The 19969-nt window shown below is 60.6% G+C and carries 17 protein-coding genes; 7 read left to right on the top strand and 10 right to left on the bottom strand.

All coding sequences use genetic code 11. From position 1 onward, the window contains the following. The first annotated feature begins 45 nt into the window (after positions 1-45). The 7 genes from J2W23_RS10285 (at position 46) to J2W23_RS10255 (ending at position 7391) form a co-directional block, all read left to right on the top strand. Positions 46-447, top strand: coding sequence for a VOC family protein (locus J2W23_RS10285; RefSeq protein WP_307648634.1), 402 nt, complete (start codon positions 46-48; stop codon positions 445-447). Continuing rightward, positions 441-842, top strand: coding sequence for a phage holin family protein (locus tag J2W23_RS10280; RefSeq protein WP_013543039.1), 402 nt, complete (start codon positions 441-443; stop codon positions 840-842). The genes J2W23_RS10285 and J2W23_RS10280 overlap by 7 nt, the downstream gene beginning before the upstream one ends. A 36-nt stretch (positions 843-878) precedes the next feature. Further along, positions 879-1865, top strand: coding sequence for a response regulator transcription factor (locus tag J2W23_RS10275; RefSeq protein ID WP_307648633.1), 987 nt, complete (start codon positions 879-881; stop codon positions 1863-1865). A 10-nt stretch (positions 1866-1875) separates the two neighbouring features. Beyond that, positions 1876-2157 carry a hypothetical protein gene (locus J2W23_RS10270; protein ID WP_176659516.1) on the top strand — a complete coding sequence of 94 codons (282 nt, stop codon included), beginning with the start codon at positions 1876-1878 and terminating at the stop codon, positions 2155-2157. A gap of 135 nt (positions 2158-2292) precedes the next feature. Next, entirely contained in the window at positions 2293-2925 is a 633-nt protein-coding gene (locus tag J2W23_RS10265; RefSeq protein ID WP_307648632.1) for a YjbF family lipoprotein, read from the top strand. Further along, a complete protein-coding gene (locus J2W23_RS10260; protein ID WP_307648631.1) occupies positions 2922-5948 on the top strand; it encodes a YjbH domain-containing protein in 3027 nt (1008 codons plus the stop codon). Before J2W23_RS10265 ends, J2W23_RS10260 begins: the two co-directional genes overlap by 4 nt. A 318-nt stretch (positions 5949-6266) precedes the next feature. Next, positions 6267-7391 (top strand): hypothetical protein, encoded by a 1125-nt coding sequence (locus tag J2W23_RS10255; RefSeq protein ID WP_307648630.1) that lies wholly within the window; start codon positions 6267-6269, stop codon positions 7389-7391. A 213-nt stretch (positions 7392-7604) separates the two neighbouring features. On the opposite strand, the gene J2W23_RS10250 is transcribed toward J2W23_RS10255, so the two are convergent. The 10 genes from J2W23_RS10250 to J2W23_RS10205 form a co-directional block, all read right to left on the bottom strand. Then, the gene (locus tag J2W23_RS10250; RefSeq protein ID WP_307648871.1) at positions 7605-9551 is read right to left on the bottom strand and encodes a polysaccharide biosynthesis protein; all 1947 of its coding nucleotides are present in this window, start codon (positions 9549-9551) and stop codon (positions 7605-7607) included. A gap of 206 nt (positions 9552-9757) precedes the next feature. Then, entirely contained in the window at positions 9758-12013 is a 2256-nt protein-coding gene (locus tag J2W23_RS10245; protein ID WP_307648629.1) for a polysaccharide biosynthesis tyrosine autokinase, read from the bottom strand. Then, entirely contained in the window at positions 12010-12444 is a 435-nt protein-coding gene (locus tag J2W23_RS10240; RefSeq protein ID WP_307648628.1) for a low molecular weight protein-tyrosine-phosphatase, read from the bottom strand. Before J2W23_RS10240 ends, J2W23_RS10245 begins: the two co-directional genes overlap by 4 nt. A gap of 138 nt (positions 12445-12582) precedes the next feature. Then, positions 12583-12951 carry a VanZ family protein gene (locus J2W23_RS10235; RefSeq protein ID WP_307648627.1) on the bottom strand — a complete coding sequence of 123 codons (369 nt, stop codon included), beginning with the start codon at positions 12949-12951 and terminating at the stop codon, positions 12583-12585. After that, complete coding sequence (locus tag J2W23_RS10230; protein ID WP_307648626.1) at positions 12948-14135, bottom strand: DegT/DnrJ/EryC1/StrS family aminotransferase; 1188 nt, start codon at positions 14133-14135, stop codon at positions 12948-12950. Before J2W23_RS10230 ends, J2W23_RS10235 begins: the two co-directional genes overlap by 4 nt. 6 nt (positions 14136-14141) lie before the next feature. Continuing rightward, positions 14142-14804, bottom strand: a complete 663-nt coding sequence (locus J2W23_RS10225) for an acetyltransferase (protein ID WP_307648625.1) — start codon at positions 14802-14804, stop codon at positions 14142-14144. Beyond that, entirely contained in the window at positions 14801-15406 is a 606-nt protein-coding gene (locus J2W23_RS10220) for a sugar transferase (protein WP_307648624.1), read from the bottom strand. The genes J2W23_RS10225 and J2W23_RS10220 overlap by 4 nt, the downstream gene beginning before the upstream one ends. Then, positions 15403-16521, bottom strand: coding sequence for a glycosyltransferase family 4 protein (locus tag J2W23_RS10215; protein WP_307648623.1), 1119 nt, complete (start codon positions 16519-16521; stop codon positions 15403-15405). The genes J2W23_RS10220 and J2W23_RS10215 overlap by 4 nt, the downstream gene beginning before the upstream one ends. A gap of 139 nt (positions 16522-16660) precedes the next feature. Then, positions 16661-18634 (bottom strand): asparagine synthase (glutamine-hydrolyzing), encoded by a 1974-nt coding sequence (gene asnB, locus J2W23_RS10210; RefSeq protein ID WP_307648622.1) that lies wholly within the window; start codon positions 18632-18634, stop codon positions 16661-16663. 138 nt (positions 18635-18772) lie between these two features. Then, the gene (locus J2W23_RS10205; protein WP_307648621.1) at positions 18773-19912 is read right to left on the bottom strand and encodes a glycosyltransferase family 4 protein; all 1140 of its coding nucleotides are present in this window, start codon (positions 19910-19912) and stop codon (positions 18773-18775) included. Between the last annotated feature and the right edge of the window lie 57 nt (positions 19913-19969).

Here is a 19969-nt window from a genome sequence, read left to right as displayed (position 1 = left end):
CCGCAGAGATCCGTGGATTCACCGAACAAGAAGGAACCCACCCGCATGCTCTCCCATGTTTTCGTCGGCGTGACCGACTTCGCGCGCGCCTTCGGCTTCTACACAGCGCTTATGGGCGAGCTGCGCCTGAAGCTGCGCTTTCGCGACGACACGAAACCATGGGCCGGCTGGCAAAGCCCCGATGCACCGCGTCCCCTGTTCCTGGTCGGCGCGCCCTTCGACGGCCGGGAGGCCACGAACGGCAACGGCCAGATGGTGGCGCTGCTGGCGGCCGACCGCGCCACCGTGGACCGCGCGCACGCCGCTGCGCTGGCCAACGGCGGCAGTTGTGAAGGCCCGCCCGGAATCCGGCCGCACTACCACCCGGACTACTATGGCGCGTATTTGCGCGATCCGGACGGAAACAAACTCTGCGTCTGCTGCCACACACCACCGATCACATGCTGAACAACATCACCCCCTTCCTCGTCCACTGGGCCATCACCGCCGTCTCGCTCTGGGTCGCCAGCCTTCTCTTTCGCGGGCTCAAGTTCGATGGCACCGGGGCGCTGGTGATCTCGGCCTTGCTGCTCGGGCTGGCCAACGCGGTCGTGAAGCCGCTGCTGATCGTGCTCACGCTGCCGCTGACGCTGGTGACCTTCGGCCTCTTCCTGCTGGTCATCAATGCGCTGATGATCCTGCTGGTGGCCGCACTGGTGAAGGGCTTCAAGGTCTCGGGTTTCTGGACCGCGCTCTTCGCAAGCATCTTCATCTCGCTCTTGAGCATCGTCATCGGCTCGTTCGTTACCAGCGACGATCCGGCCGAGAAGGTACAGATGCCGCAGAGCGGCAACTGGCTCTGAGTTCCGCAAGGTCTTTTCCGCGATTTCAATGGAACTGTGTTCCATACAGTCGCCAACATCGACCAAATCGCGGCTATAGGGCGCTATTCCCTCGCTTTCAAGCTTGCAGGCATTGCCGTCGGCGGCCGCTTCGTCCAAGATGAGGCACGCCTTCGCAAGAAGCGCGTAAAGCAAAGGGACGGAATGCGCATCGCAATACTCGACAACGAGCGGGATCAGCTGCGACTGGTTACCCGCACCGCCACGAACCTCGGCCATGAATGCCACGAATACACGGATGGGGCCTTGCTGCTGCAGGCCGTGCAGGCGCAGCGGTTCGATCTGCTGATCTTTCACTGGCGCCTGTCCGGCCTCGACAGTCCAGCGCTGGTGAAAGCGCTGCGCCGGGAGGCTGGCAACCGCCTCCCGATTCTCTTCACGACGCACAGCGCCGACGCCGCGGACATGGCGATGAGCCTGCATGCCGGTGCCGACGATTTCCTGATCTCGCCCATCTCCGAAGCGGAGCTCGAAGCGCGCATCGGCGGGCTGCTGCGCCGGTCGTATCCCGCGCTGCACGAGCCCCAGCTGGTGTTTGGGCCCTACCAGTTCCTTCCGGCGTGGCGCACCGTCAAGCTCAACGGGGTGCGGGTCGAACTGAGAAACCGCGAGTACGACCTGGCGCTCTTTCTCTTTCAGAACACCGGGCGCCTGCTGTCGCGCGAGCACTTGTACCAAGCGATCTGGGGCGCCGATTTCGAGGCGCTCTCACGATCGCTGGACACACATCTGTCGCGCGTGAGGGCCAAGCTCGATCTGCGCCCGGCGAACGGCTTTCTGCTGGCTGCTCTGCGCGGACTCGGCTATCGGCTCGAGGCGGTCTCGGCACAAGAGGAAATCCAGGCGCCCCCCGTGCCGCAGGAAAAGCCAATGAATGAGAGTTCAACAACCTCGAAAAGCTACACATTCGCACACGTCTACGAGAGAGAAATGGGTTGCGGCGCACTTGTGCGGCGTGCTACCCTCGGTCACAAAGAAATTTGAGAGGACTTCCATGAAGATGATCAAGCTCGCCGCCGCCCTTGCTTCGCTGGCAATTTCGTCGGCATTTGCACAGGCTCCGGCACCCGCTCCTACCAGCAACACCACGCCCGCACCCGCTGGCGCAGCTGGCGCAACCGCCGCAACGACCGGCGGTCTGACCCCCGGCCAATGGGGTGCTGTTGCAGGTAGCACCGCCTTGCTGGTGGCAGTCGCCAGCAGCAACGGTGGCAACGGCGGTGGTGGCTTCGTCATCATCCCCGGTACGGGCACAGGCACCACCGGCACGCGTTAAATGCTGCGTGCCCTCCCAATGGGAGGGCATTCGCTGAGAGCTCCGCGCGTTGGTTTCGCCACGCGACTTTTAAAACGTTGCCTTTGGGCAACGTTTTATTTGGGCGTTGGCGGTTGTTCCTCCGGGTCTTCAGCCATGCTGGATGCCGCTCGGCTTTTGTACAAAGGCGAGTCCTCATCAGCACAACCGGACTTCAATCCCGCGTACCGCTATCTGCGGACACAAGTGGGCGAACGCACCATTTTCATGGTGCTTGGCTACATCGATCAGCGCGCCGAAGGTCCTGTCGAAGTCTGGTACAGCGGTAGCGGTGAAGTTGTCAGGCTTCTGAACGGTCAACTCGTGGGCACCACCGGGCTCAGCACCGACTGGCGAAACGTTCGATTCACTGGCATGCCTGTGTGGCCAGCTCCCGATACAACCAGCGCCTCAAGCGGTTCGGGTCAAAGCTACACGCGCCTGCGTGATCTCATGCCAGGCTATCGCTTCGGCATTCGCGACGAAATCGTTCGAACCCCCATCTCACCACCGCAAAACACCGCCCTCGCGGGCGTGAACCCCACCTCCTTGCGTTGGTACGAAGAGCGCAGCGTGTCGCGCCCATCCGCAGCCTCGCTGCCCGCGGCTCGCTTCGGCATATCGACCGCCTCCGGAACACCGCAGGTCGTGTATTCAGAGCAGTGCCTCACCAGCGACTTCTGCATGAGCTTCGAACAATGGACGCCCCTCGCACCGGCAGCCGGTAGATCGGCAAGTTCCGGCACATGAATCCCTGGATTCGCGGTATTGGCAAACGGCATTGGCCTCGTCGAGCGGCCATCGCGTGCGCGCTGGCGGCAAGTTTCAGCGTCTGGGCACAACCACTCGACACGGCCACGAAGATCGAGGCGACGAATGATGTCGATGTGCGCCCAGGCGAGCGCCTGAGCACCTGGCTGTTGCGCCAGCCCGCCGATGCCGCCTCTCCCGGCCTCGCATGGCGCGTGCCCCAGGAACGACTGGCGCAGCAGTTTCTCAAGAACACCTTGCTGGTTCGCATCGAGTCGATCAACCGGCGCACACCACGCTCGGAACAAGCCGATCGCCTGAGCCTGATTTCCTGGCTCCAGGCCTTGCCCGTCACAGGCAGGGTGGCGCTGGGCATCGTGGACCCTCGCTGGCTGCAGGCGCATCCCGAAGAAGACCCGGTGCTGGCGGCTGGCCAGCAGCTGGTTGCCGCGCCGCCGAACCTGAAGACCATCGCGGTGGTCCGCCCGAGCGGAGAGCTTTGCCATGTGGCGCATGAAGCCGGCCGAACCGCTTGGGACTACGTCGCAGCCTGCGAGCCTCGAGGCGCCCACGACTGGGCCTGGGTCGCACAGCCGGATGGCCGGACCGCTCGTGTGGGCGTGGCCCCCTGGAACAGCGAGCCTTCGGACGAACCGGCACCCGGCGCGTGGATCTGGGCGGCTCCCCGCGAGATGACCGACCTGGTCGCCGCTTCCGAGGGGATCATCAAGTTTCTTGCCACGCAAGGCCCCTCTCCTCAAGGCGACGTTGCAGCGGGCATTTCCGCGCAATCGGGAGCGCAGCAACCCTCCGCTCCCCCGCCAACGATCACGCCGTCGACCACCGTCTCCGTGCGCCCCGAAGTGGCGCCGCAGTACAACGCCATTCGCACCAGCAGCAACGACTGGGGTGAAACCGGCCTGCTCCAGACGCCCACCGCACGCATGGGCCAGGCCGGCGACTTTCGAACATCGATGACCCATGTTTCGCCGTACACCCGGCTGAACGTGATGTTCCAGCCGCTGGACTGGATGGAAGGCGGCTTTCGATACACATCGATCAGCAATGTGCCCTACGCCGCGAGCACCACCGGCCAGAGCACCAAGGACAAGAGCATCGACCTCAAGTTGAGGCTCATGCGCGAATCCGCCTATGTGCCCGAACTCGCGCTTGGTTTTCGAGACATCGGCGGCACCGGGTTGTTTTCCGCCGAATACCTGGTCGCGAACAAGCGATACGGCAATTTCGACTTCAGTCTCGGCATCGGCTGGGGATATCTCGGCAACAGCGGCAACATCCGCAATCCGCTGACGCTCCTGAGCAGCCGCTTCGACAGACGCAGGGTGAGTTCGGCGCAAGGGGGCGAAACCAATTTCGGCGCCTTCTTCCGCGGCCCCGCGGCCCTGTTCGGCGGCGTGGAATGGCGCACGCCGTGGGAGCCACTGACAGTCAAGCTCGAATACGAAGGCAACAACTACAAGAACGAACCGTTCGCCAATAACCAGAAGCAGCGCACACCCTTCAATGTCGGCTTCGAGTATCGCTACTCCCCCGGCGTTGCTTTCTCCGCCGGCGTGGAGCGCGGCAACAAGCTGATGGTCGGCCTGACGCTGTCCACCAACGTCGCGTCGCTGCGAGCCTCCAAGCCGGTCGATCCGCCCCAACCCCGCTTCACGCCCCAGGCGCCGCAGAACCCGCCGGGCTGGGCATCGACAGCGGCCGAAATCGAAGCCCGCACCGAATGGACAGTCCAGCGCATCGCGCCGCAAGGCAGCGGCGTGCATGTGTGGATCACCGAGAGCAACACCGTCTACCGCCAGGCGCGGGTGGAGCAGATCATTGCGGTGCTGCATCGCGATTCGCCCGCGTCGATCAAGAGCTTCATCCTGCACTACAACGAACGCGGCCTCGCGATGCATGCGCAGGTCGTCGACCGGGGTGAATGGGTCGCCGAGCACTACCAGGCGCAGTCGCCCGCCGAGGCGCGCGCGGCCAGCCAGCGCGACTACGCGCCACATCAGGACGCCAGCGAAGACCGGTTGTTCCTGCCACCGGAAAAGACCGCCAGCGACAACGCGGCCACCGCTTCTGCCCAGCAGTACACGGCGGCATTGGCGCCATGGGAGCGCCGTACCGAGAAGTTCACCTATGGCATAACGCCCTACTTCTCGCAGATTCTTGGCGGCCCCGATGCCTTCATGCTCTACCAGATCGGCATTCAGGCCACAGCGGAATACCGCTTTACCCCGAGCACATGGGTGAACGCCGCGTTGAACTGGCGCTTGCTGGACAACTTCGACAAGTTCACCTACACCGCGCCCAGCAATCTTCCGCGCGTGCGCACCTTCCAGCGCGAATACGTCACTTCCACGCGAGTGACGATGCCGGTGTTCCAGCTGACCCACGTGGGCCGGCTGAGCGAAGACCAGTACTACAGCGTTTACGGCGGTGCCCTTGAATCGATGTTCGCCGGCGTGGGTGCCGAATGGCTGTACCGCCCATGGCGCAGCAAGTTCGCCCTGGGCATCGACATCAACCACGTGCGCCAACGCGACTTCAAGCAAGACTTCGGTCTGCGCGACTACAAGGTCAACACCGGGCACGCCACGCTGTACTGGGACACGGGCTGGAACGGCGTGATGACAAGAATCAGCGTCGGCCAATACCTGGCCGGCGATCGCGGGGTCACGCTCGACATCAGCCGTCGTTTCGACAATGGCGTGATGGTTGGCGTGTACGCGACCAAGACCAATGTGTCGGCGGCGCAATTCGGCGAAGGCAGTTTCGACAAGGGGATCTACATCTCCGTGCCGTTCGATGCGTTCCTGCCGAAGTCCAGCAAGTACTCTGCGGGCTTTGCATGGTCGCCGCTGACGCGCGACGGCGGTGCGAAGCTGGGGCGGATCAACCCGCTCTACGAAATGACGTCGGTACGGGACCCGAAGGCTTTCAGCTTCGCGGCGCCGGAGAACAAACAGCCGAAGGCTGGGGACAACATTCTCAATTTCGAGAACGCGCGTTAGATAGCAGCGAGCCCATGCGCCTGAGCTGGCCTGGTGGATTAGGCCGCGCTATTCTCCCCACGCATCGCCGCTTCGGACATAGACATGGAAGCGTTAGATGGCATCCGCATGCTCTGAACGATCGCCTATCTAATGATCATTGGGCCCGCCGTATAGTCACATGGCGAAGCATTGACCATGGTGGCACCTGGCATTACCCCATTGGGTTCTTAACCGTTATGCCGAAGGAGAAAGTCGCGGACCGCTCAAAATATCCATGTGCCCACCATAAGGCTAACAGCTCCGAAGAGCAGCAACCATCTAGCAAGGAAGTCTTTGATGCCTCCGAAAACATACTTTGCCAATTCCACTAGGAGGACAGTGATCTCCGCTGCTGCACTGCCCCTCTTCGGCAAAGCTCTCTGCGCTTCCGCATCTCCATCGACGTTCGATGGGCTTCGCGAGCTCGCCACAATCACCCCTTCGTACCCGATCGGGCAAATCGCGACAGATTGTGAGCACATCGAGATCTACAACAACACGCTGTACCTGCTCTTCAAGGGTTCATACAGCCTCACCGATAGTTCCTTCATCACAGTGCTGCGGTTGGGACGTGATGGAAGCCTCCGCGAGGCAGCGCGGCTCGACATCGGCATAGGCGCAGACGCGAGGGCCATGACCGCTCACGACGGCCACCTTCATGTTTTTTGCACCCAGAGCGGACGCCCGTCACTCCTGACCTATCGCCTTACTGCCGGACGCCCTGAGCTAAAGCAAGTTCACAGGCGAAACTCCAAAGGCTTTGTACAAAGTTGCCAAGTCATCAACGACCGCCTCTACGCATGCAACTGGGGTGACGGGACTGTCGAGTGCTACGAGCTTATGAACGGCGTCCCATCCGGTCCGCGAAGATTCAAAGCCGGATCGACCGGCAATTCATCCATCATCTCTTGGGAAGATACTTACTATCTTCTGGTCCACGCTAACACAAGCAATCTCGTTCGACTCGAAATACTCGCCGACGGCTCTGTATTGGATAGAGAAAAACTTACATTTGGTGGCCTCGTACTGCCCCGGTACGGCGCCGTCAACAACGGCATACTGATCGCGGGCGGGTACTCAACAATGCGCTCGAAAACGGTGGCGATTGATATATCACGCGACTCGCCTGTTAAGGTAGCGGAGTACCCCAACATGACCACTCATGTCCGTGTTGGCAAACACCTAATAGGTGCCTGCGCAGACCAGTCCACGCCTGAGAACGCCGCCATGTACGGAAAGAGCATTCGCGTTGATACAGAAACAGGCCACGTGGCTGTCATTGATGATCGAGCCCTCTTGTATCCAGTGCTTTTTCAGGACAAAGTTTATGCCTTCAGATCCGGCACCAGCACTAATCCTCGAGGCGCCCATGCCGGCGATAGCAAACTAGGTGAAAGTTTCACTGTGTTTTCCACACGGTGACTGAAGAGCTTCTGCTCCATTGCACTTTTAGGACACCTCCAGCACTTTCGCAGGCTGGGCGCGCTACTAGACTGGGCCGCACCAGCCTCAAAGGCCTCAAGCGTCACGCTGATCGATAACGGGCACAAACCGGAAGTGCGCCTGCGCTCATTGGGACGAGCACGAGCGTCTTCAAGAATTCACACCATTGCATCGCCCGATTCTGCTTAAAACTCAGAGCGCGATAGCCACTGGCTGTGTCAAATCGGAGTTGGCGCTTTCATCGTCGCGATCCACCACGGTCATTGCTACGCGATGCCGCTCCATGTGCACCCAGTCGACCACTTCCGCATGAGCGCGGTAGCCGGGCAGCATCTGCTGCAGCGTGCGCTTTAGTGCCGGGACATCACTGTTACGAAGCGCTGCGTTCAACACCTCAAGTTGACGCCAAAGCTCTTCCTGAGGCAGGCAGGCCTCATGCGCCTTCATCACACGCGGATGCGCGGTCGGCAAGGCGTTGTCACCGATCAGCAGTTCCTCGTACAGCTTTTCGCCCGGCCGCAGGCCAGTGACGTGAAGCTCGATATCGCCGTCGGGCGAAGCGTCGTCCCGCACCGTTCGCCCCGACAGTTCCACCAGCCGGCGCGCCAGATCGATGATGCGCACGGGTTCTCCCATGTCGAGCACGAACACGTCGCCGCCTTCGGCCATCGCGCTCGCCTGGATCACCAGTTGCGCGGCCTCGGGGATGGTCATGAAGTAACGGGTGATATCCGCGTGCGTGAGCGTGATGGGCCCGCCCGCTTCGATCTGCCGGCGGAACAGCGGAACCACCGAGCCACTGGAGCCCAGCACGTTACCGAAACGAACCATCGAGAAGCAGGTGCTGGATTTTTGTTGCGCGAGTCCCTGCAACGTCATTTCGGCCAATCGCTTGCTGGCACCCATGATGTTGGTCGGCCGCACTGCCTTGTCGGTGCTGATCAGCACGAAACGTCGAACCTTGCACTCCATGGCGACCTGAGCAGCCGTGAGCGTGCCCATTGCGTTGTTGCGCACGCCTTCAACGGGGTTGTGCTCGACCAACGGCACATGCTTGTAGGCCGCCGCGTGATAGACCGTATCGGGGTGCCACGCGCGCATCACCTCGCGCAAGCGCGCCGCGTCGCACACCGAAGCCAGCAGCGGAACCACGTGAATGTGAGGCGCCAACGCTTCGAGCTCCTGATGGATCCCGTAGAGCGCGTATTCATTCATGTCCACCAGCAGCAGCGTCTTCGGCGAAAGCTGCACGATCTGCCGGCACAACTCACTGCCAATGGACCCACCAGCCCCGGTGACCAGCACGACTTGATGACGGATGTTCCTGTGCAGCAAATCGCCCATTGGCGCGACAGGATCGCGTCCCAAAAGGTCCTCGATGTCGACCTCGAGCAGATCGTGAATCTGCACTCTTCCGTTGGCCAAATCGGCCAAAGCCGGCAGCGTCCGCACGTGCAAATACAAGGGCAACAACTGGTTCAGGATCTCGGCTCGGCGCGCACGGCTTGCTGAAGGCATTGCCAACAAGACATCGGTAATACCCAATCTTGCGGCGTTGTCCTTGAGCCAATCCGGCGATTCGATGCGCAGGCCATGGAGCGTGTTGCCCTGGAGGCGCTCGTCGTCGTCGACGAAGCATCGAACCATCATCTCGCGGCTTTGGGTCAATGCGGCTGCCAATTGAAGCCCTGCACCGCCAGCGCCATAGATCACAACTTGCGGCAGCGCCTTGCGATCGATCGCGCTCATGTACATGCCACCCAGCCAGTAGCGCGCGAACATGCGGGAACAGGCAACCGCCAGAAACAGCAGCAAGGGCATCAGGAAGCCCACAGTGCGCGGCACACCACTCACACCGATCACAGAAAACAGGAGCCCGTAGCCAACGCCAAACAAGGCGCAGGCTCGCACGACAGCCATGAATGCGGCAGGCCCTGCGTATCTGAAGATGGCGCGGTATAGCCCGGAAGCGACGAAGAGCGGAAGCGCACCCGCGATCGCCACGACGACGGCCACCCATTGGATTCCGCGCAAGGTTATCCACTGCTCGTAACGAAGACTGAACGCCACCCAGACGCACAGCACGCATAGCGTGGCATCGACAGCCAAGGCCAGCAGGCGTTTGGCAGGCCGAGGCATCGCAAGCAAGGGTGCCGCAAGACGGTTGAGCAGAGTTCTCACCTGAGTGAATAATTGTTTTTGGCGGATAACAATTTTCCACGACGACCGTCTGATTGCCTCCCTCATTCAGGGTATCAAGTTACCCTGAAATGTGTTTTTGTGTTTCTTTCGTCAGACTATTCCTACGCTACTGCCCGTATCGGTTACAGGCCAAGCCCGATGCCTCACGCAGCGTCCTTGTATTTGTATTCGGTATAGCGGTAGCCACCGTACTTGTAGCCATAACTGCCGTAGTGCCGACGCGAAAGATCCATGCCGTTGAAGACCACGCCGCTGACCCGCTGGCCTGCATGGGCCAGGCGCTTCACGCTTTCGTTGAGTTCGCCAATCTGCGTGAGGTTGTCGCGTGCCACCAACAGGATCGCGCCCGCGTGTGCAGCAACTGCCGCCGCATCGGCCGCCACCAGCACGGGTGGACTGTCGATCACCACGAGGTCGTAGCGGGCCGACATGGCTTCCAGAAACTCCCTCAACGTCGACGACAGCATCATGCTTGCCGGATTGAACGGGTAGTTGCCCGTAGTAAGAACGTCGAGGTTGGGAGTGACCTGGCTGTGAATTGCCTGCTCGCTCGTCATGTCACCTGAGAGGATGTCGGCCAACCCGCCCTTGCGCGGCAAGCCGAATGCGGTGTGGAGATGGCCCTTGCGCAAGTCGGCGTCGATCAGCAACACGCGCCGGCCGGCCTCGGCCATGATGGCTGCGAAGTTGCCTGAGACGAAGCTCTTGCCCACACCTGGCGTGGCACCAGTGATGAGCACGCGGTTGTTGCCGGTCTCCATCAAGGTCAGTTGCAGAGAGATGCGTAGATTGCGCAAGCTTTCTACGGCAAGACTTTCTGGCTCGTTGACGGCCAGCACCTGGACGCCGCCTACGCCGCCTGCAATGCGCTGCCCGATTCGCTCCTGCTCAAGGGCGAGGGGCACGACGGAGTAAACGTTCAGGCCAAGGCGGTCCTCGATTTCCTGCGGGTTGTTGATGCCGCTGGCCATCTTGCTGCGCACGATGGCGAGGGCGATGCCAGCGAGCAGGCCCAGCACCAGCGACAACGCGACGATCAACGGCTTCTGTGGCTTCACGGGCCTTTTTGGCTCGGTCGCTTTATCGAGCAAGCGCACGTTGCCGACCTTGCCCTCCTTAACCAAACGCAGCTGCAATGAGCTATTGAGTAGCGACTTGTAGAGCTCGCCATTCACACGGACGTCGCGCTCCAATCGCAATGCGTCGCGCTGAACGACCGGCATCGCACTCACACGGCTGTCAATTTGATCAAGTTGCCGGCGGATCGCAGATATCTGGCCATCGATCACGCCCACCTTCGGATTTGTCGCGGTAAAGCGCGAACGCAGATCGCGCCGCAACTGATCCGCCTCGAGCAGTTGCTTTTGCAACTCCACGGTTTGGTTGAGCATCGCTTTGGCCTCCTCGTCGAAGGCAATCGTGCCGTTCTTGTTGCGGAAGCTCGCATAGGCATCTTCGGAAGCTTCGAGTTGCTTCTTGAACTCGGGAAGTTGGTCGTCCAGAAACTCCAGGGTCTTCTCAGCTTCGGCCGCCTTCCGTTCGATGTTTTGGTGCACATACTGCGCACCGATTTCGTTGAGGATTCGCCGCAAACGGTCTCGGTTGCTGTCTTCGAGCGTCACGCTGATCACGTTCGATTGCTTGCCTTGCTCGCTGAGTTGTGCCCGCTTCTGCAAGTCCTCGGTGGTCGCCAGCAGGGAGGCGCGGGAAACGATGAATTCGGCCCCCGGCTTTCCATCGAGCTTCGACACCATCAGCGTGATGGTGCCGTCGGGCGTCCCCTGGCTCAGCAGCGTGCCAACGGTTCCCGTCAGCGGAGCTGACAGATCAGGATGCGTGAGCGTGTACTGGCCCTCGGCCCCCGCGGTGATCGTGAAGGGCTGTTGGTCCTCGAGGGCAGGCGGCACGTCGAATTTGTCGATGCCGATTGCCTCAGTACCTGACACGTAGCCATCCATGCCGAAAAATCCGGGTTCCGACAGAGTCTTGGCACGTCGTGAGAGCCACTCGCCAATCAGAGGAATGCGGCGCGGTTGCGCGTTGATGTACAGGCGTGTTGCCTCCACCGCCCCCCCCATGACCATGCGCGATCGAATGATCTGAATTTCACCGGTTGCTGGTGTCTTCACGTCGAACAGGTTGGCGGTGTCCCCGAGGAAGTTCTTCGCATCCGGCGCGGAGTCTTCGACCTGGACCAGCAGATTGGATTGATAGATCGGCGTGGACAGCAGCGCGTAGGCAACGCCCAACACAACAGCAACAAGAGTAATGCCGGCCACCAGCCATTTGCGATCAATCAGGATGTCGAGGTATTCGGACAGGTGAATGACATCGTCATCATCGCGCGGCGACGTAACAACCGGAGCCGGAGACACCGGAGAAGAAGCAAGAGCAGTCATGAAAGTTTCTTGATGCGTTCGACCCACGCACTCGCGCCGTCGTCGATGAGTTTCAGGGCTCGCTCGAAGGCCGGGCGGCCCAGGCGATAGGGATCGGGGATGTCCACGCGCGCGACTTCACCGAGACGAAACAACTTGCCGCGTGTGAGCGGGTGGTTCTTGTTGACATGCAAGCGCTGCTCTTCGTCCATGACCAGGATCAAGTCGGCCTGCTGGCACATCTGGTTGGTGAGCTGACGCGCGCGGTGGTGTTCGATATCGATCCCGCGCTCGGCCATGAGCTCACGCGCCAACGGATCGGCGGAGTGGCCCACCAATGCCCCGATGCCCGCCGACTTGACGTCTACGTGCGGCAGCGCAGCGGCGATCAGCGCCTGCCCCATCGGACTGCGGCAGATGTTGCCGATGCAAATGACCAGGACCGACTTCATCGCACGTGGCCGAGCATCAGACCGGCGGCATCCGAGAGCGGCGATAGCGCAAAACGGTTCATCACAATAAGAACTCCCTTCCAAATTTCATTTTAGTTGCCAACAGTAACTACCCCTTTGGCGCGCATACAGGCTCGTTCACGAGCGTTGGGGCAGCCAATGCCGAATCCCTCGCGCCAGCACCTCGCCGATCAGCAACCCGACCCCGCTCGCCCCGATGTCGCCCCATTCGGCAAACCGGTCGGGCGTGAAGGATTGCAAGATCTCGATGAGCCCCGCGTAAGCCAGCAGCCCTGGCAATGTAATGAGCGCGCGCTCCGGCCAAGCCCGGTGCGACAGAACCGCCAGCACCACGAAGCCCAATGCATGGTTGCCCTTGTCCCATCCCGTGCTCGGCAATGCGGGCGACGCGGGCGCCAGGCAGAGCACCAACATCGCCAGCATGGCGGCCAGCAGCAGACCGCGCCACAGCGCGGTACCCGCCATCAGCCGCCCGAGCGCGGTCACGCTGATGCCTCGGCCAGCACCTGTGCAATGACCGTGCAGCTTTTGTCGATTTCAGTCGGCGTGAGCGTCGGGTGCACGAGGAACATCAGGCTTGTTTCGCCGAGCGCGCGCGCAACGGGCAAGGGTTCATTGGGGCGCCAGCCCGTGCCGTCGAAAGCCCGCTCCAGATACACCTCGGAACAGGAGCCTTGATAGCAGGGTACCCCGTGGGCCTGCACGGCATCGGCGATGCGGTCGCGGCTCCAACCGGGCGCGAGCCGCTCGGGCTGCACATACACATAGCATTTGTAGTTGGCATGCACGCTGCCAGCCGCCGTGTGAGCCGCGAAGGACGGCACCCGCACCGCAGCATGCGGACGCGCCGCATCGCAGAGCGCCTGCGCATGGCGGTTGCGCGCGGCGGTCCATTCGGCCATGCGCTGCAGCTGGATGCGGCCGATGACGGCCTGCATCTCCAGCATGCGCCAGTTGGTGCCAAAGCTTTCGTGCAGCCAGCGAAAGCCCGGCGCGTGCTTGCGCTCGTACACGGCTTCATAGCTCTTGCCGTGGTCCTTGTATTCCCACATGGCGCGCCACAGCGCTTCGTCGTCGGTGGTGACCATGCCGCCCTCGCCACCCGTGGTCATGATCTTGTCCTGGCAGAAAGACCAGGCACTCGCATGGCCGATGGCGCCGACCGAGCGGCCCTTGTAGCGCGCGCCATGCGCCTGTGCGCAGTCTTCGATGACCTTGAAGCCGTGCGTGGCGGCGAGCGCCATGATCGGGTCCATGTCGCACGGCCAGCCTGCCAGATGCACGCAGATGACGGCCTTGGTGCGCGGGGTGACGACCTTGGCAATGGTCTCGGCCGAGAGGTTGCCGCTTTCCGTATCGACATCCGCAAACACCGGCGTCGCCCCGGCATTCGCGACGCAAGACACGCTGGCGATGAAGGTGCGCGGCGTGACGATGACTTCGTCACCCGGCCCGATGCCCATGCCCTTGAGGATCACGTCCAAAGCAAGTGTGCCGTTGGCCAGCGCGAGCGCATGCGCGGTGCCCGCCCATGCGGCGAATTCCTTTTCGAACTCGCGGCATTCCTGGCCTGTCCAGTAGTTGACCTTGTTGGACAGGAGCACGCGTTGCACGGCATCGGCTTCTTCGGTGGTGAAGCTCGGCCACGGGGAGAAGGGGGTGTTCAACACAACAGTTCAGCCTTTTTTGATGAATGGTCTGGCGGGGTTGCCAACCACGGTAATGCCAGGCGGCACGTCTCGCGTGACCACCGCGCCCATGCCGACCAAGGCACCACGGCCGATCACCAGAGGCTTGCCCGGCTTGCCTTGCTTGATGACAGCACCAGCGCCGATATAAGCGTGGTCTTCGATATGCACATTGCCATTGCACTTGGCGCCCGGCGCGAAGGTGACGAAGTCGCCGATCACGGAATCGTGCTCGACATAGCTATACAGGTTGGCGTGAAAGTGCCTGCCGATGCGGATGTTGGAGGTGAGCGTGACGAACGGACTGAGCGCAGCGCCCTCGCCTAGCGAGACATCGTCCATGACCACTGCATTGGCAGCCTGAACCGTCCAGGCCCGCACACCATCGGCCGCGCAGCGATCGGCCAGCACCTGGCGCACTGCGCTGTTCGAAATGGCAATCACGATGTGTCTTGTGCTCGCATCGGCCCGCATGAACTCCGCATAGCGCAGCACGCGATGCCCATTGACCTCAGCGGCTTCGGGCTGATCGTCCACAAACACCAATTGGGCTGCGGGAATTCCCTCGCGTGCGAGCTGAGCACGAGCCAACGGCATCACGCCGCGGCCGCAGCCACTGGCACCGTACACGGCATAAAGCGGCAGCGTCATTGCTCGTGCTCCATTCGCGATCCGGTAAAGCGCGGCATCGTGGCCTCGCCCGCCGCACTGATGCCATCACGCACCAGCACCTTGCGCACCGTCAGCCACAGGATCTTGATGTCGAGCCAGAGCGATCGGTTGTCCACGTACCAGACGTCGAGCTTGAACTTCTCGTCCCAGCTCAATGCGTTGCGACCGTTGATCTGCGCCCATCCGGTGATGCCCGGGCGCACCTCATGGCGACGGGATTGCTCGGCGGAGTACAGCGGCAGGTAGTCCATCAGCAAAGGACGCGGGCCGACAAGGCTCATGTCGCCCTTGAGCACGTTCCAGAGTTCGGGCAACTCGTCGAGACTGCTGGCGCGCAAGAAGCGGCCGAATGCCGTCAGCCGCTCGGCGTCAGGAAGCAGCTGACCATCTGATGCACGCGCAGCTGTCATGGTGCGGAACTTGACCATCTGGAACGGACGACCATGCAAGCCCGGGCGGGCTTGACGGAAGAACACTGGGCTTCCGAGCTTGCGCCGAATCTGCCACGCGAGAAGCAGCAGCGGAAGCCCAAAAAAGACGAAGGCCACCAGAGACAGAGAGACGTCAATCAGTCGTTTCATGAAATTCCCATCTCACGCAGCATCACAGCGTTAACCTTGTGAACGTCATATTTTTCTTCTGCAATCTCGCGTGCGCGCTGCCCCATCCGTAGAACCAACTTGGGGTTCTCAATAAACTTGAGCATGGCCCGCTCCAAGGCATCCACCGATTTGATTGGTACCAAGAAACCGCTCTCCCCATCGGTCACTGTCTCGCGACAACCTGGTGCGTCGGTGGTGATGACCGGCCGCCCCATTGCCATAGCCTCCAAGACTGTGCGGGGTGTACCTTCTCGATAAGAAGGCAGCACATAGACGCTGCAGTCCGCGATGGCTGGACGCACGTCGGACAAACGGCCCAGATAATTCAGTGTGCCCTCAGCGATCCAGGCATCCAACTCCTCCTTCGCAATGGCATCGGGATTGGAGTCGATCCAGCCCACCACGGCGAACTCCACCTCTGGATGGCGATCGCGAATACGGCGTGCAGCCTGAGCATATTCCCGCACACCTTTGTCACCGAGCAAACGAGCAATCAACAAGAAGCGGACAGGTCCAGTTGGCAGCGGAGCTACCGTGAAACAGGCCACATCGACACCTGAGCCGTTCACTACGCATGATGGCGTGTCGGCGACCAAGATGCCTCGCTCACGGAACAACGCTTCGTCATCCGGGTTCTGGAAAAAAACCTTGTGCACCCTTCCAAGCGCCAGCCGATAGAGGCGTTGCACGAGTTGCTGCAAGCGTCCGCGCTGCTCGCCGCCTTGAAACGCATACCCGAGTCCCGTGATCAGCGCAAACCGCCTCGGCACACCTACCAACCAAGCAGAAAGCGAGCCGTAGATAACCGGCTTGATCGTGTAACCCATAACAACCTGCGGTCGAATGCGACGAATCAAGCCGATCAACGCCCAGAATGTCTGCAAGTCCTTTGTCGGGCTCGTGCCGGTGCGCATCAATGGGATGCTGTGCACATTTAATCCCCGAGTTTCCAATTGGAGACGAATCGTGCTGCCCATTGGTATATCCGGCGCCGCCACATGAACGGAAAAGCCACGCGCCTGCAAGGCCGCAATCAACGGGCCGCGAAAATTAAGCAACGAATCCGCTAAGCTGGCGATTAAAAGGAATTTCACGATTTGACAGTCATCTCTATTGATGAATGGTCATGCGACACAAGACAGCCCCGCGATACCGTGGCCCTTGCGCGCAGTGACAACTGAAGACGATGAGGAGCGAAGTACCAGTCTTCCAAAACAACGAACATCAATCGCTTCATGGTGTCACCGGCAGTTGCTCTGCCAACCACGCCTGGAACATCAGCACGCACCAAAGTTGATGCTGCCAGTTGCGCTGCCCGCTGACATGTTCAGCCCATTTCTTGCGTATGGGTCCCGGATTGAAAAAGCCCTCTCGCTTCAAGCGAGCCTCGCTGAGCAAATCCTCCGCCCAAGGCCGCAGCGGGCCGCGCAGCCAACTGTCGATGGGCACACCGAATCCCATCTTGGGACGCTCGATCAGGGCCTTGGGCACATGCCTAAACAGGACCTGTCGTAAAGCCCATTTGCTTGTGTTCGCACCGTTTTCATTGCGCCGCTTGTATTCGAATGGAAGTTGCCACACGAACTCCACGACACGATGATCCAGGAAAGGCACGCGCGTCTCCAAGCTCACACCCATGGCTGCACGATCGACCTTGGTCAGGATGTCATCTGGAAGATAGGTCTGAAGGTCGAGCGCCATCATGCGCTCGACATCGCTCAGCCCCGACAGCGCGGGGATCGGCGTATTGAGCGCAGTGGACGGCTCGGTGCCTCCAAGCACCAAACCCTCGGGATGAGGCCAATGAGAAACCATGCCTCGGTACAACTCGGCGGCCGAGCCGGCGGTCATCACGCCAGCTCCTTTGTGCAACTTGTCGCCCACGTTGGCCCACCGGCGTGCGAGCGGCGTGTAGGCGGCAATGCGATTCAAGCGCTCCGGTGAAAGGCTCGTCAATCCTCGGGCCACCGTGCGCCGCAGCGGCATGGGCACCGCAGAGAGTCGCCTCCACAAACTCGCAGTAAGCACATAACGGTTGTAACCACAAAACAGTTCATCTCCGGCATCGCCCGAAAGCGAGACCGTGACGTGCCGGCGCGCGAGTTGGCTCACAAGGAACGTGGGAATCTGCGATGAATCGGCAAACGGCTCACAATAAAGCCCGGGCAGCTTCGGAATGACGGACAACGCCTGTTCTGGCGTGACATACAGTTCGGTGTGCTCGGTGCCCAAGTGTTGAGCCACCGCTTTGGCATGGTCGGCTTCGTTATAGGCAGCCTCGTGAAAACCGATCGAGAAGGTCTTGACCGGACGACTCGACTGCGACTGCATCAGCGCAACCACAGTAGAAGAATCAACTCCGCCTGAAAGGAACGCGCCGAGCGGCACGTCGGCCATCATTTGTCCATGCACAGCTTTTTTGAGCAGGATCTCCAATGCATCGACAGCCTCTGTCGCGCTCCCTTCGAATCGCTGGGCTACACCGCGCTGCGCCGCCTCGGCACTCGACCAGTAAGTCTGGAAAACCGGCTCGGTCGCCGCTTGCGACACAGTCAACAGGCTGCCTGGCAGCAGCTTGTGAACACCCTCGTAAATGGAATGGTGGCCGCCCACGCTGTTGTGCCGCATGAAAAGGCACAACGCGTCGCGATTGATTTGCGCACCGAACGCCGGGTGAGCCCGCAATGCCTTTAATTCGGAACCGAACAGGAACACCGCAGCGCGACCGCTGCCCTGCCAGCCGTAATACATCGGCTTTTCACCCAAGCGGTCACGCGCAAGCGTGAGCGTGCGTGTTTTCCTGTCCCAAACGGAAAAGGCGAACATACCAACCGACCGCTCCACCGTGGCACGAATCCCCCAGGCGTCGAAGCCGGCCAGCAAGGTTTCGGTGTCCGAATGCCCGCGCCAATCAGCAGGCCGCCTGTGTCGGCCCAACCCTTCGCGCAAATCCATGTGGTTGTAGATCTCACCATTGAAGGCAAGTACATACCGCCCTGTGGTGGAAATCATGGGCTGCGCACCGGCGCCGGACAACTCGACGATGGCAAGGCGACGGTGCCCCAAGCCAATTGCGGCGTCCGCGTCGAGCCATTGCCCATCCGAATCAGGACCTCGGTTCGCAATCGCATCCGTCATGGCTCTAAGCTGCTGAGGAGCTGAATCACCTTGCCACTGGCCGCCCAAAAAACCTGCAAGTCCGCACATTTCCAACGTCTCCCATCTGCTCTAGGTGGCGACGCCACACCAAGATTTTTAATTAGTGAACATGCGAGTGACTGAACCCATACGCCGCAAAGTAAAACGATGCAGTTCAACATCGCTTACCTGGTCAAGAGTGTCGTTCTACGCGTCGATGCAAGCCTGCCATGCCTGTCGATATCTTTCGCACATCTGCTCCAACTCGAAGTTGCTCAAGATGTGCAAGCGACATGCGGCTTGAAGATCCTTCCATTTCGCCTCATCGCTCACGAATCTGCCATAGGCCTGCATCAGCCCGTCAGCCAATGCTCCAGCATCTTTAGGCGCCACGACCCACCCATGTTCGGCCACGATCACTGCGGCGTCCCCGACATCGGTCGTCACGCATGGCGTACCACAGGCCATGGCCTCTGCCAGCACATTGGGAAACGCCTCTCCGAGACTCGAGAGCACATGCACATCCAGCGCGTTCATGACTGCCGGGATATCGTCACGCGGCCCTAGCAGTTTGACGTCTTCTGCAATGCCAGCTTCTTCGACCCACCCGCGCAGCACGCCATTTGCTTCGTCCATATCTACGCCGACAAGCAGACAAGTGAATTGCACGCCGCGGCGTTTGAGCTGACCTAGCGCGCTCACCAGATTCCGATGGTTCTTCTGGGCATCGAAGCGCGCGACCATACCCAGCACAAATGCATCACCAGCGACGCCCAGTTGAGCGCGCACAACGGTGCCGCTACAAGGATCGGGCCTGAAGCGCTCCATGTTGTAGCCATTGGGTATTTGCACGAACTTGTCCACCCGATAGCCTGCTGCTTGATGCAAACGCGTGGCCTCCGCAGAGCAACTGACGATCTTGCGTGGGACCCACCCAGACAAACGCGCGCACAAGCGGACGACTCGCAACGTGGCGCTGCTGTTATGTGCCGCATCGAGATTGGCATGTCGAATGCCCCAAACGATCGCTCGGACACCTGCCAACCAAGCAATAACGCCGCCAATCAAATCGGCGTGATACATCCACGTCTGCACGACATCAGGTTTTATTTTTCTAACCAAATTAAACAACTGCATCAAACCGGCCGCGGTCACGACACCACTACGAAAATACAAAGCGGAAACGGTGACACCGGCCTGCTCAAGCCGGTCGCCATAAATCCCACGATTCATCAATGAAATTACGTGGTGCTGACCACCTTTTTCTTGTTCAGCCATAGCAAGCCGAGCCAATACAGCCTCCGCACCGCCATTATTTAAACCGGTGATGATGTGAAGCACTTTCATCGCGAATAATTAAATAAATTCAAATCAAGAGACACTTAGCCAAATAAATAAATTTGC

Origin of the sequence: Variovorax boronicumulans, from assembly GCF_030812215.1 — a bacterium.
GTDB classification, from domain to species: Bacteria; Pseudomonadota; Gammaproteobacteria; order Burkholderiales; family Burkholderiaceae_C; genus Variovorax; species Variovorax boronicumulans_C.
Note: the sequence above shows the minus strand (reverse complement) of the source record. Positions and strands in the feature narration are given on the sequence as shown.